Source organism: Peribacillus sp. NPDC055009, assembly GCF_053608705.1.
The window spans coordinates 26,679-40,344 of sequence record NZ_JBSGVZ010000030.1 but is presented as its reverse complement, the minus strand read 5'-3'; the positions used below and the strand labels follow the sequence as shown (position 1 = coordinate 40,344).

The window sequence follows — 13,666 nt, the reverse complement described above, 5'->3', positions numbered from 1 at the left end:
AAATAAAGTACTAAGCAACAATCAAAAAGAATTCAATATTAATTTTCCAAGAGACTATATTGATGCTGAAGATTAAAAAATGGCGGGTAGCTCAAATATCATGCGGTGCCCGTAAATTTTAAAAATTCTTGAGCTGTTGACCTACATTATCTTTATGGAATCAAAAAAAATGTCCCTACTCAAAGCAAGTAGGGGCTTTTCAATGTTTCGCAGTCAAAAATAGGTGTAGGGTATCCACGTTATTCTTTTGTATTGATCATAAAAAACAAAAAAGACCCTCTATAAGAGTGAGCTTTGAAAGATGGAGGTACCTTGTGGAGATAATACCGTAGTTTTATTATCTCCATTCGATTTCTAATTGTTCACCTTACAAAATAAAAAGGGTCAACCAATCTGTCAAAACCCTATCTGTACTTTTGCTGTATATATACATTTTCTTGCTGAAGCATATACGATCTATTGCCATAATCGTTGCACTTCTTCTGCAGTCACTGCATCTGCTTTGGTAACATGAACAGTACCAAATGGATGATTAGGAGGAGCATATATCGAGTAAAGCTTTAGAGGAATATTACCTGTATTGGCTACATTATGCCATGTGCCAGCAGGTATCATTATTGCATAATCATCATAGACGTTTCTTACAAAGTTTAAATTATCCTTTCTATTGCCCATTTGAACAACCCCTTGACCTTGTTCAATACGTAAAAATTGGTCAACGTTTGGGTGAATTTCTAAACCAATATCTTCACCAACTTTAAGACTCATCAATGTAACTTGCAAATGTTTTCCTGTCCATAAGGCGGTACGGTAGGTAGTGTTTTGTTTCGTACCCTCATTGATATTCAATACAAATGGCTTTGGTCCATAATCTTTTACCTCAATATTATTTCTTCCATTTGATGATTGTAAATAGCCCAAATGGTTAACATTATTTACACTCCAATAATCAGGATTTCTTAAATGGTTATACATTGGTTCATTAACATAATAAGAATTTTGATATTGATAGGGATGGGGATGGATATAAGGAGCATAGTACATTTTTCTCAACCCTTCACAGTTTATAAAATTATCATATGCACTTGTTAAGTGAATGTACTTGAAATATAAAAAGCCCCTACTCATAAAAGTAGGGGGCTTAGATTTTGCAGGAACAAGTCAGTAATAGTGGCTTTGCCAGCATTCTTATCAACAGAAAAATTTCTGGCCTTCTGGAACTTATATTAAGCTGACTCTGTACTCTTTCCTCATATAGTACACACCTTTTTCAACAGTAACGATGACTGCCTTAATCTTAGCTCCCCATTGCCATTTGATCAAATTTTCATTTGATCTCCAATCAGGATGAGTCCCTCCTTTATAACTTGTTTAATTTTACCATTTTTCACCTTAATCCTTTTTAATGGTCTTTTAATAAATGTTAAATAACTAAATCATAAAGGCCCCTCTCGATTGAGAAGGGCCTTTTATGGGTTGCACTTAATCTTCAAGCTCCTTTTTCTTCTTCAAGAGTTGGAGATATTCCCTATCCAATTCCTCTTTTTCCTCTTCCTTCACAACACTGGATAGTTTCCCAAGTGTCTCGATGATTTGCACTTCAATCATAAGAAGTTCAGCCTGTTTATCTTGATGATCCTCCTTGCGTGTGGCCGTTTTTGTTGCTTCCTGATTGATAGCACTTACTCTCGAAGGTTCATCTTCAAATGAAAGTGAATGCGTTGCAAGCGATTGGATAAATGAACGATCATGAGTCACAAAAACGATGGTTCCTGGATATGCTTTTAACACTTCGGTTAAAGCCTCTTTAGTATGAATATCCAGGTAATTTGTAGGTTCATCCAGAACCAGTACATTATAATTTCCCAAAAAAACTTTAGCTAGGGAAGCCCTGACTCTTTCCCCACCGCTTAAAAGTGATACTTGTTTGTGAACGTCATTTCCTTTAAAAGCTAATCGTGATAATAGCGTACGAATAAAGGCCTGATTGTAGGGACTGTCCTCCAATATATTTTCAAGAACCGTTTTACTTTCATTCAAATTTTCTTGTTGTTGTGCAAAAAATCCAATCTTTGCCGGCTTTGCGACATATAAATCTGGGTGCCTTTCCACTATCTTTTTCAGTAATGTCGATTTTCCTGAACCATTTTGACCATTGATGGCGAGTCTGCAAGCTAGTTGGACATCTCCAAAAATATGTTGCTTCAGCATCCTTGATCCAACTTTCAGGGAACAGCCATTAAATCGAATGACCCTTTTGCTATGCAAAGATGGAAATTCTGAAATATCAAAGATGATAGGGGGATCCTCCCTCGGTTTTTCTTTTTTTGCTAATTTTTCAATCCTAGTTTCAATCGCTTCAGCAGAACGGTTCAATTTCGCCTTCTGTTTCCCGGCGCTGCGTTTATGGAGCCTTGCTTCTGAATTACCCATTCGTTTAGGGGCTTTCCTAATCGAATCAGATTTGGCTTGGAGGTTTTGTGCTGCCTGTTTCAACCGGTTCTTTTCGCGGGTATACTCTTCATATTGCTTATTTTCCTTTTCTGTTTTTGCTTGCTTTTGTTTGATATACGCTTCGTAATTCCCTTCATATACCGTTACCTTGCCTTGCTCAACTTCCCATATTGTTGTACACAGATGATTCAAGAATGCTTTATCATGTGAAGTAAGCAAAATAGCGCCATTAAAAGATTTTAAATCCTTTTCCAATTGTTCAATTCCGAATATATCCAAATGGCTGGTAGGTTCATCCGCAATCAATACATTCGCATTGGAAGAAAGGGCTGCGGCGATTTTTCTTCGAGTACGTTCGCCGCCGCTTATGTTTTCTTGATCCTCATTGGGCAATTTCCATAGGCTCGTTAATACACCGCTTATTTCTTGTTCAGTTTCTTCCATCTGCGGGATATAGCTGACTGTTCCATAGCTCTCTATATAACCGGAATCGGATTCCCTCACGCCCGCTAGTATAGAAAGCAGGGTCGTTTTACCTTCTCCATTCCTACCAACCAAACCAACACGGTCATGACTATAAAGATGAAGTGTATCTACAGAAAGAACTTCACGGCTCCCGTAGCTTTTCTTTAAATCATTCGCTTTTAAAAATAACATAAAAAAATCCCCCTCCATTTTTCTAGAGAGAGATCGCCTGCTACTAAATTAATATACATAAACCAAATATACCTCATCTGCTTTGATAACAGAAAAAGTAGTTGTATATGAATTAGTACCTATAAACGAACAGACGTATCCCATCTCTAAACATAATCATTAAAAATCTCACATGGGTATCTAAAAAGATTCTTGTTCAAATGAAAAAGTGAATTCACTTAACTTACCGATAAAACTGGTAAGCAAACAAAGTGAAGTGTATTTTCATTGAATATATCTAACCGATAACACCCATTGAAATTGATTTAGATTTACTGTTTATTTGATAAGATTACTGCTTCATTGTATAAGGTACCTATTCCTTCCAATGTAATGAATTAATGATTGCATATTATTAATATGTTTGTAAAGCAGATTTATACCCTTTTTTCTTAATTCATAAAAAGAGAAAATTAATTGGGCTCTACATGGACATGAACATCATACACTCCATGATCTGTCATCATCACTTTTTCTACATGTGTCGCTATATCATGTGCTTCTTTAATATCCAAGGTAGAATTGACAAGGATCACAACATCAATCACTTCGTTGTTACCGTAATTTCTCCCTTTAATCTCTTTTATCCCCTTGACTCCATCGACATTTGTAATTACATCCTTATATAGATGAATTTTATTTTCATCAAATCCGTCAGAAAGTTCATGCGAGGCTTGAATGAAAATATCCCAGGCTGTTTTGCATATTAATAAACCAACAATGATTGCAGTAAGGGGATCCAGCCAAGGCATGTTTAATTGGGAGCCAAAAATCCCTATAGCTGTTCCGATACTTACCCAAGCATCGGAAATATTATCTTTCGAAGCTGCCATAACGGCTTTACTGTTAATTTTCATAGCTAGCTTTTTATTATATCGGTATACAAAATACATGGCTATTGCTGATAAAACACCTACATACCCGGCAATAATGTCAGGAGATTCCTTTCCACCTTTGAGCATGGAAGCAACTGCATCTATTAAAACTTGTACACCAACAGCAAACATAATAAATGAAGCTACCATCGATGCAATCGTTTCACTTTTCCAATGACCATAACCATGATCTTTATCGGGGGGTCTTTGAGCTAGCCTTAAACCGATCAGTACGGCAATGGACGCAATAATATCAGTCGTGTTATTCAAACCATCCGCTTTCAAGGCCGCTGAGTCGCTTATGTATCCGATAGCCAGCTTCATGATCGATAGACAAATATAAGCAATTATACTGATGATTGCTCCACGTTCGCCTAATTTGAGATCATTATATTTTTGTTCTTCCATTCAACTTCCCCCCACAATTAAGTACCTGAATATCATATCAACTTAAAAATGGGTGGGTCTATAGCAACCTTTTTGTATCGCTTTATATAAGTAAGTGATAGATAACTATGTTGCATATGGCAAACTATCTGAATAGAATGATATTGATGAGTCTCTGACAAAATCCACGGATGTCATCCCCGCAAAATAACTTAATTCAAATGAGATTCATATTGTATTTTCGAAAGTAAAACAAAATAAAGTTCCGCTTTCATTTGAATGCAAATTATATTTTATATGAAGTGTCTTAGCTATATCCTCGATTATTTTTAAGCCAAGCCCCTTACTACTATCGATATCAAAACCAACCCCATTATCCTTGATACTGACCTCGTTATTTTCAATGGTTATCACAAGTTTATCAGCCCTCGAGTGATTCAACACATTTTGGAAAACGTTATCGAATAACCTTTGGACCCACAAGTCATTACTTATCCATTCCAACTCTTCATTTATAGGCCGATATACTAGTTCAATACCATGCATGTTATACAAATAGGCCCATTTTTTAACCATCATTTCTATTAAATCGTGCATATTCACTTCGTCATTTAATATATAGGAATTATCGAGCGTATCTGTGGATTGAATATTATATTCATTTGTTAATTCGGCAATATAATTTATTTGTTGATATAGTGATTGTAATAATGGAGCTTGATCCGTATATTGACCTTCTAAATAGAATAATTGTAATCTTACTGCTGTTAAAGGTGTATTGATGTCATGCCTTAATTTATTTAAGAGTTCCTTTTTCATTTCTTCTTGTTGCTTTAGTTCCAATTCCCGATAGGTCGTTCTTTCAATTAGTAAGTTTACCGATTTAGTTAATTCCCCGATTTCATCATTGCTATTTACCTCTAATTTATTCGGAATCTCCTCATCACTGGCTAAATTCCTGATGGTTTCATTCAATATATTTATTTTATTTAATAGCGAGTTAATAGATTTGGAAAATAAGAAGGCTAACAATAATAGTGATAAAATAAATACTCCCAGCATTGTAGGATATGCAAAAGATTCATGAAAAGGAATGTCACTATTATTGGATTTAAAGGCCATATCATAAACTATTGACATAAGGATACTGATGAACAGCAATATAAATGGGACGCTAATAACGGCAATAAATAACAATATCCGGTATTTTTTCTTTAACTTCATTTCTTTATATAGGTATTCAATCTATACCCTTCTCCATATATATTTTGGATGATCTCTCCGGTGTTATCATTGATTTTTGTTCTAACTTTTTTTATATGTACATTAATGATATTTTGATTCCTATCTTCGAGCTGCCATAAATATTCAAAAAAATGTTCCTTCGTTAAAATCTGATTCCTATTTTCATATAAATAGAAAAATATTTTACGCTCTATCGCAGTAAAAACCACTTCATTATGCAAGTCATTATTGAATACCTTTTTATGTTCGGCATCAATATATAAATGTTTAATTTGTGTAAAAGTACCATATTGATTTTCCAGCAATTTCTGCATTCTTAGTAATAGCTCCCTGGGATCAAAAGGCTTAGTCATATAATCCTCACCAATTGTCAAACCTTGAAGTTTGCTATCCATATCATTTCGGGCGGATAGAAAAATAACTGGAATATTTAATCCTAGACTTTTTACTTTCTTGGTAATTTGATAGCCATCATCTCCTGGCAGCATAATATCCATTATGACTAAATCCATCTCATGGATTATATCTATAATTCCTTTTCCTTCTTTCATCCAACATACATTATACTCTTCGCGCTGCAAAATCTTTTTCAATAAATCACCAATCATCAAATCATCTTCAACAATTAAAATATTATATCTTTTCATCACAGGACCTTTCTATATTCATTTGATAAATTCCATGGCAAGATCATATATTTCATCTGGCGCGTATAGATAAATGCTGTGCGTCCCTTTCAGTTTTATTACATCCGCTTTTAATAGTTTCCCTGCAAACTCCTCATAATCTTCATTTTTTTGTATTGTATATTTCGATTTTTTATTTTCATCGGCAACCGCATCTAAAAATAAAATGGGTGTTTCTTTTGGAATCGGCAGGTTAAAAGATTTTTTACCATTATTGTAACTTTGTAAAAGCTCTTGCTCCATATCATCATTAAAAAACTGTTTATATGATAGTGCTTTATACATTTCTTTTTCATGGTCAGTCAAGAATGATTGCCGGATCACTTCGGGATTATAAACAGCTGAAGGGATAAGACGGTGCAAACCCATTTTCGTTAAAATATTCACTCCTCTTACTGTCAATGAATCAACCATGCCCATTTTATGAGTTACATATTGGTGCGGTAAACCAATATCCAAAGCAATAATTCCCTTTACTTCACTTGGGTATTTTTGTGCCCAGTAAATAGCTTCAATACCTGATAATGAGTGTGGTACCAAAATATAAGGAGGTTTATTACCACTTTCCATTAAAGATTTCCTGCTTTGTTCCAAAATTGCATCAATATCCCTATCATCATGAAAAACATCACTGTATCCATATCCCGCTCTTTCAATGACTGCAATCTTATTTTCTTTTGCAAACTTACTATATAATCCCTTCAATTCATAAACAGGAGCAGCAATCCCGGAACCGGACATAAAAACGTATGTATCCTCCCCGTTGCCTTCCGTATATACATTAATTTCTTTGTTATTAAAATCAATGGATGTTCCTACATTAATTAATGATGATTCCTTGCCCTTTTGATAATTATGGTAAATAAAAACAGCTAATACTACAAATAAGAAGGAAGCAATGAAGGTAAAAAATATATTCTTTAATACTTTCAACATTTTTCTCATATAGAAAACTCCTTTCAAGTTATATTGAAAGGATATATGTTAAAAATAAATTTCTAATTAATTTTCATTGTATATTTTCAATAAAGAAAAATTCACCTTTTATTGTCCATTGATTTGCATTAAAAAAGCTGCGCCAGCGCAGCCCTAAGGATAAATAATATTATATGTCGGTTTAATCACACCGTTTGGGAATTGTTTCATTTCAACTAAATCTAATTTTAGACTTGGCTTAACACTGCCGAAAAGAGGGATGCCTTCTCCGATTATGACTGGATTCACTTTAAGCACCAATTGATCAATGAGTTTATGTTTTAACAACGTTCCAGCCAGTTCTCCGCCCCCGCAAAGCCATAGCTTTCCGTCGCCTTGCTGCTTGAGGTTTTCTATAAACGCAACGGCGTCTCCTTCGATAAGCTCTACCTCCTCATTCGATTCAAACTGAAGGGAGCTCGAGAATATATAATGTTTCAAACCCTTATACCCTGGTTCACCCGGTTTAGCTCCGAATTGAAATCCAAATTCATATGTTTTACTTCCCATCAACACCGCTTCATATTGCTGGATATCGGATAAAAAGTCCGGGACATGATCTCCTTCAAATAAGAAAAAAGAATGATTGATATCCCCTTCCAACATTGCTTGGTCGGCAATGAAATTATCAAGTGAAACGGCTACATGATATACCAATTGTGCCACTCAGCATCCCTCCAATAGAGATTACACATTTTACACGTACTTTATTTCATTAGCCTAATATGGTATCAGATAGCCATATCGATTATTCTTTTGATATGGTCTTCATTTGTTTCGACACCCACTTGAGTACATAGGTATTCATTTAGTCTGAGGAATTCTGGGATCATACGTCTCAATGTTTTAATAATTTCATTTGAATTGCGGCCACAATCCCAACTTTCCAACAGAGATAACTGCTTTCCAGCTAATTTACTTCTATTGCCCTCGATTTTTGCCCATACTCCATAGGGGACATCTATATGCTCTTCCATTTCCATATACCAACCAGACACAATCAGCCACCGTATCCTATCAAGATTGGATAGTGCATATAACATTTCTCTTCTCATAACGGCCCTGTAGGTTTCATGGACAAAAGCAAGCAGCTTTCCCCTCCAATGCTCAACTTCATCAGGTGTAGGTTTATACACTTTCTCTGCCGATTCTTTTATAACAGGACTCATAATATTAAAAGGATCATAGATGACTTCTACCTCTTTTAACCAGATGGAGGGAACAATTTCTTCTGGTGCATGATACCAGCTATCAACTTTTACAAAGGTATTATAATGAGTGACGACATACGGTGAATAAGGATTGCAGTCTTCGTGAAATGAAACATCTCCCCAATTATTGGCTCTATCCCTTTTTCCCTTTAAAAATTCTGCTTTACGCTTTGGAATAACAATGGTGTGCAAATCTATATCGGAGTATTGATCATCGTTTCCTTTTGCTAATGAACCAGCAATGTAAATAGCCAAAACATCAGGATCTGCCGATAAATCTTTTAATGCATTTTCCAAAAGAATATCGCGTTGTTCCGGTAAAAATGCATCTCTTTCTATATGTTTGCTAACGAATCCCGCACACAAGACCATCTCCTTTTTTTGTAAATCGTCAAAGTAATATATATTCGTGAATCAGAATAAAATCCCTTTAGCAGAATTGCCGTGTCAGAGATATATACTGCTTTTTACCTCCTTGTTTTCTTTGCTGAGTACCTCTTTACCGGGCAACTATCCTCATTCTCGCCTATGTGGTATTATTTTGAATATTAAGTTAAAAGGAGGCATCATTTCATGTTATTTGCAAATACTCCCGAACCGCCCTATTATGCTTGTATTTTCACTTCGCAAAGAAGCGATAAGGATGCCGCAAGCTATAATTCAACCGCAGAATTCATGGATGAACTTGCCGCTCAACAAGATGGCTATTTAGGAGTCGAAAGCGTAAGAGATCAAAACGGGTTAGGAATTACCGTATCCTATTGGAAGTCCCTGGATGCCATTAGACTTTGGAAGGAAAATGCCGCTCACAAAAAGGCACAAGAAAAAGGTATGAAAGATTGGTACTCGTCATACACTACCCGAATTTGTAAGGTTGAAAGAGATTATACAAGCAAATAATGACTTCAGTTTAAAAAACGTTCTAACCGCAAGCGTCTTTGGTATCTGCCAGTTACTCTCCAGGAGAATGGTAAATTTCTTCAATCTAATAAGTGTTTCATAAAAGAGTAAAAACCCATAATGGAAACTTAGTCTTAAACATGGTTTGTGATGAACAGACTAAAGTGTAAAAAAAATTCTAGTTGATTGAAATGGAAGGTACGAGACTCCTGCGGGAAAAGCGAGTCCAAGGGAGACCCCACAGGCGCAAAGAGCGCCGAGGAGGCTCCCGGACCGCCCGCGGAAAGCGAGTGCCTGGAATGGAAATCAACGTTCAAATTTACAAACCCTAAAAAAGTAAAAGCGGTTTTTTTATGGGTAAAAATTCATAAATTTTATTTCTAGTGATACATTGAGTTAGTCTTCAACATGGGACCGCTAAAATCCCCTTAAGATCGGTAATAATTCCCTCAGAAAAATCGCAAAAGAGCTTCGGGTTAATTAAAAGGAAATGCCGTTAAGGTCTTCTTTTATGAGTGAGTACATATATAAATCATCGAATTTGCCACAGGTATATTCATAATGCCTTAGCAATCCTTCTCTTCTAAACCCTTTCTTTTCCACTAGCTTTTGGGATGGGAGATTATCCGGTTCAATCAAGGCTTCAATCCTTTCCAGGTGAAAGTGACGATAACCATACATAACCACGGCTTCCAACGCTTCACTCGCAATACCTTTTCCCCATTGTTCTTTAGTTAATTCATATCCAATTTCAGCTCGATGATGTTTGGAGACCATATTCAGAAAACCACAACTTCCTATAACCTTACCGGAATTCTTTAATGTAATTCCCCATCTGATTCCCGAACCTTCTTCGAATATAGATTCGTACCACTTAATTTCATCCCATACATCATTTACTGTCTCGAATGGGTCAAACCCCATTGGCTTCACCACATCTGTATCAGATAGATATTTGAACATGTCACCCGCATCTTCTAGTTTTACTTCCCTTAATATCAATCGTTTTGTTTCAATAAGTGGAAATACCTTCTCCATCCAATTTCCCTCCTCTAAATCCCCTTTTCCATATTTAACTATTTTAATCATTACCTAATTAAAGAAGATAATCAACGCATTATTGCTTAAAAATTAATGTTAATAACTAAAAGGCGTCCCTACTTTCGTAGAAACGCCTTTTTCCCGTTTTATTTAATTCCTTCATTAAATGAATTTTTTGTTTCCTTTACTGCTGAAATGATTAAAAACATGGGTCTTCGATTTTCATCTTTCATTTCAGGAACACTTTTTAACATTTCATTAGAAGGCATCGGTTCCTTTACTGCTTTAATGCTGAACAAAACAACTTAAGCACTATTAGTGTTTAAAATTCAATATGAGGCAAAAAAAAACAGCCATTAATATTGTTGTCTTTTATTTTGACAACAATAAATAGGCAGCCCTGTTTTGTTGTCCATCATTGTCCATATAGGACCCTTCCCACCCTTTGTACATAGTCTGAAAGGGTAAACAAAAAAGGAGGATTTCTTGAATGTATAATTATAATTACGGCGCTTATTACCCTAATAATGTGCATTATTATATAGATGGAGAACGAATACCTGGCCCGGGCGGCGGTCAATGGGACGGACACGGCGGTGGTCATGGCGGCGGTCACGGCGGCGGTCACGGCGGCGGTCATGGCGGCGGTCATGGCGGCGGTCATGGCGGCGGTCATGGCGGCGGTCAATGGGACGGACACGGTGGCGGTCATGGCGGCGGTCAATGGGACGGACACGGTGGGGGTCATGGCGGCGGTCATGGCGGCGGACACGGTGGCGGTCATGGCGGCGGTCAATGGGACGGACACGGTGGCGGTCATGGCGGCGGTCAATGGGACGGACACGGTGGCGGTCATTGGGAACACGGACAATGGATTCCACGCTGTAGGAGAGTATGGGTTCCCGGATTTGGTTGGACTTGGATTTGTAGATGGTGAAAAAAAAGACAGCTTATGGCTGTCTCTTTTTTTGCTTTTTCTTCGTTTTGTCCATTAACTCCAATTACCAGTATGCTTGTTTTCCTACTCCCCATCTGATGTTCAAATTCCTTCAAACTACATCTCTTCATATTGATTTCTATCGATTGAAAACCTTGATTTAAAAGTTAAACCATCCATTAGGACTTATTCCCTAATGGGTTTTGTGGAAATAAGACTTTTTTACTCATCCTTAATAAGTTATCGAGAAGATAAGCAAACTATACCATATTGCAGCTGTACGGAATCTACCTTGGCTTAGTAAGCTACAAATTAATCCAGGTAGTAAAAAGGATAAATGTATATCGCTTAATCAAAATGTAATGGGGTGATGTTTATGAGAATGAAAAAAGCTTTAATAGGTCTCTCACTCTTATGTATGATTGTTCCTGGTATTGCCAAATCGGCTGATTCCGTTGCTGAAAATAATCGAAGCAATATCGTGGCAAATTGGAAATTCACAAAACAACATGTTAAAAGCGGTTCAATCGATAAAGGTAATTTAATTATAGAAGATACAAGCAAACATGGAAATGATTTAGAGTTAGTGACGATAGGGGATCCTGCCTCGCCTGAATTAAAAAATATGATTCAATGGTCCGAAGAAGATTATCATGATCAAGAAAAAGTGGATAGCTTGGAGTTCGCTAATTACGAAAACGCCCCTTCAGGAAGATATTTTAAAACCAAAAAGGGTTCCCCTATCAATTCGGAGGAATTCGATAAGGGGTTTACCATCGAAGCGGTGTTCAAGTTACCAAGCGATTCCAAGAATGTCATGGGGCTTTTTTCTAGACAAGGACAGGCAGCAGATCTTAATAAAATGGAAGGCGAGAAGAAAATCCTTTCTGCTTTAACTGTATCCAGTGATCAAAAAATCCACTGGACAAGCCATCCATCTAATTTAAATTATAATGTAAGCAATTGGTCTCGATCATTAAATGCTGATGAATGGTACCATTTGGCGGTTGTTAATGATGGTGACACGACGACTCTGACTTTGAATGGCGTCAGCGATTACGGAAAATCGGAAAAAGTAATCGGTATTGCAGCAGTTAAAGGGAAAGGCTGGAACATCGGAGCATCTGAGTGGGGAAATAAGTTTAATGCACTATTCAAAGGGAATATCCAGCAAATACGAATTGCCAATAAGGCTTTAACTGAAAAAGAATGGCTTGTACAGGATGCCCGTGACGATGAACCATTCGAAGGATCAAACAAAGCTTTACCTTTTCTAACGAATAAAAGGAATTATAATTTTCTATTTGTCCCGGATACCCAGAAATATTCGAGCCAAAATCCAGAGATTTTCAATAGCCAAATGAACTGGATTTCCAATAACACTAAGAAGAACAATATCATCATGAATACATTTGTTGGGGACATTGTCGATAGTGATTCAGAAAAACAATGGCAGAATTCCCTCGGAGCCATTTCCCATTTGGATAAAAAGGAAATTCCATATTTGATGGCGGCTGGGAATCATGACTATGCGAACGGCGATCCTTTCTTAACGCATTATGGGCCGCAGCGTTTTTTGAATAAAAAATACTATAAGGGGTCGTCTCACTCTGGGTATAGTTCATATGCAATCGCTAAGGCAGGGAGTTATGAATATCTAATCTTGATAGTGGATATGAAAAATTTGCATAAGGATCTGGAATGGTCAAAAAAAGTTTTAGACCAGCATAAAGATAAACCGACAATCCTCGTCTCGCATGATATTATATTCCCGAAGATTAAGAATGATAAAACCATTGCTGTCGAATCTTCTAATGGCCGGGTGATTTGGGATGAACTCGTAAAGGACCATAATCAAGTATTCATGACGGTTAATGGACATTATTATGGGATAGCACATCGGGTAAAACAAAACTCAGCAGGAAATGATGTCATTCAAATGCTGGTCAATTACCAAACGAATTATCGAGGGGGTAATGGCTGGCTAAGACTTGTAGAATTTGATGAAAAGAAAAATGTATTGTTATTCCGGACCTATTCGCCATTTGTCGACGAAATGTCCAAAAAAGAAAAATCCTATATCGATTATAAATTTTTAACAGGTGAAAATAATTCATTTAAATTAGATTGGGACTTTAAAAAAAGATTTAATTTCAGAAAGGCGGAAAAATCCAATTCCCCAGGTGTATCTGATTGACCTCATCAACCTGGGTGAATTCCTTTTTTTGGTACCTCCCCTTTGTGTTTAGTCATACATCC

12 protein-coding genes are annotated in these 13,666 nt (G+C 36.6%); 3 read left to right on the top strand and 9 right to left on the bottom strand.

Annotated elements, in window-relative coordinates; genetic code table 11:
* Positions 1-456: 456 nt before the first annotated feature.
* The 8 genes from ACWF5P_RS25860 to ACWF5P_RS25825 all read right to left on the bottom strand — a co-directional run bounded on the left by ACWF5P_RS25860 (position 457) and on the right by ACWF5P_RS25825 (position 8,826).
* Positions 457-1,044, bottom strand: a complete 588-nt coding sequence (locus tag ACWF5P_RS25860; RefSeq protein WP_264896952.1) for a cupin domain-containing protein — start codon at positions 1,042-1,044, stop codon at positions 457-459.
* 438 nt (positions 1,045-1,482) lie between these two features.
* Positions 1,483-3,111 (bottom strand): ribosomal protection-like ABC-F family protein, encoded by a 1,629-nt coding sequence (gene abc-f, locus ACWF5P_RS25855; protein ID WP_434169245.1) that lies wholly within the window; start codon positions 3,109-3,111, stop codon positions 1,483-1,485.
* Between the two features lie 452 nt (positions 3,112-3,563).
* Positions 3,564-4,433, bottom strand: a complete 870-nt coding sequence (locus ACWF5P_RS25850; RefSeq protein ID WP_434169244.1) for a cation diffusion facilitator family transporter — start codon at positions 4,431-4,433, stop codon at positions 3,564-3,566.
* Between the two features lie 207 nt (positions 4,434-4,640).
* Positions 4,641-5,636, bottom strand: a complete 996-nt coding sequence (locus ACWF5P_RS25845) for an ATP-binding protein (protein WP_434169243.1) — start codon at positions 5,634-5,636, stop codon at positions 4,641-4,643.
* Positions 5,633-6,304, bottom strand: a complete 672-nt coding sequence (locus ACWF5P_RS25840) for a response regulator (protein ID WP_434169242.1) — start codon at positions 6,302-6,304, stop codon at positions 5,633-5,635. The genes ACWF5P_RS25845 and ACWF5P_RS25840 overlap by 4 nt, the downstream gene beginning before the upstream one ends.
* 18 nt (positions 6,305-6,322) lie before the next feature.
* The gene (locus ACWF5P_RS25835; RefSeq protein ID WP_452445483.1) at positions 6,323-7,288 is read right to left on the bottom strand and encodes an alpha/beta hydrolase; all 966 of its coding nucleotides are present in this window, start codon (positions 7,286-7,288) and stop codon (positions 6,323-6,325) included.
* A 144-nt stretch (positions 7,289-7,432) separates the two neighbouring features.
* Positions 7,433-7,984, bottom strand: coding sequence for a dihydrofolate reductase family protein (locus ACWF5P_RS25830; protein ID WP_434169240.1), 552 nt, complete (start codon positions 7,982-7,984; stop codon positions 7,433-7,435).
* A gap of 65 nt (positions 7,985-8,049) precedes the next feature.
* The gene (locus ACWF5P_RS25825) at positions 8,050-8,826 is read right to left on the bottom strand and encodes an aminoglycoside 6-adenylyltransferase (protein ID WP_452445482.1); all 777 of its coding nucleotides are present in this window, start codon (positions 8,824-8,826) and stop codon (positions 8,050-8,052) included.
* Positions 8,827-9,102: 276 nt separating this feature from the next.
* On the opposite strand from ACWF5P_RS25825, the gene ACWF5P_RS25820 reads away from it, so the two are divergent.
* A complete protein-coding gene (locus ACWF5P_RS25820; RefSeq protein ID WP_101221610.1) occupies positions 9,103-9,429 on the top strand; it encodes an antibiotic biosynthesis monooxygenase family protein in 327 nt (108 codons plus the stop codon).
* Between the two features lie 480 nt (positions 9,430-9,909).
* Here ACWF5P_RS25820 and ACWF5P_RS25815 read toward each other — a convergent pair whose 3' ends face one another.
* Positions 9,910-10,467, bottom strand: coding sequence for a GNAT family N-acetyltransferase (locus ACWF5P_RS25815; RefSeq protein ID WP_452445481.1), 558 nt, complete (start codon positions 10,465-10,467; stop codon positions 9,910-9,912).
* A 493-nt stretch (positions 10,468-10,960) separates the two neighbouring features.
* On the opposite strand from ACWF5P_RS25815, the gene ACWF5P_RS25810 reads away from it, so the two are divergent.
* Both ACWF5P_RS25810 and ACWF5P_RS25805 read left to right on the top strand, forming a co-directional pair.
* Positions 10,961-11,407: a hypothetical protein gene (locus ACWF5P_RS25810; RefSeq protein ID WP_452445480.1), complete on the top strand. Its 447-nt coding sequence runs from the start codon at positions 10,961-10,963 to the stop codon at positions 11,405-11,407.
* Between the two features lie 376 nt (positions 11,408-11,783).
* The gene (locus ACWF5P_RS25805; protein ID WP_452445479.1) at positions 11,784-13,604 is read left to right on the top strand and encodes a LamG-like jellyroll fold domain-containing protein; all 1,821 of its coding nucleotides are present in this window, start codon (positions 11,784-11,786) and stop codon (positions 13,602-13,604) included.
* The last annotated feature ends 62 nt before the right edge of the window (positions 13,605-13,666 follow it).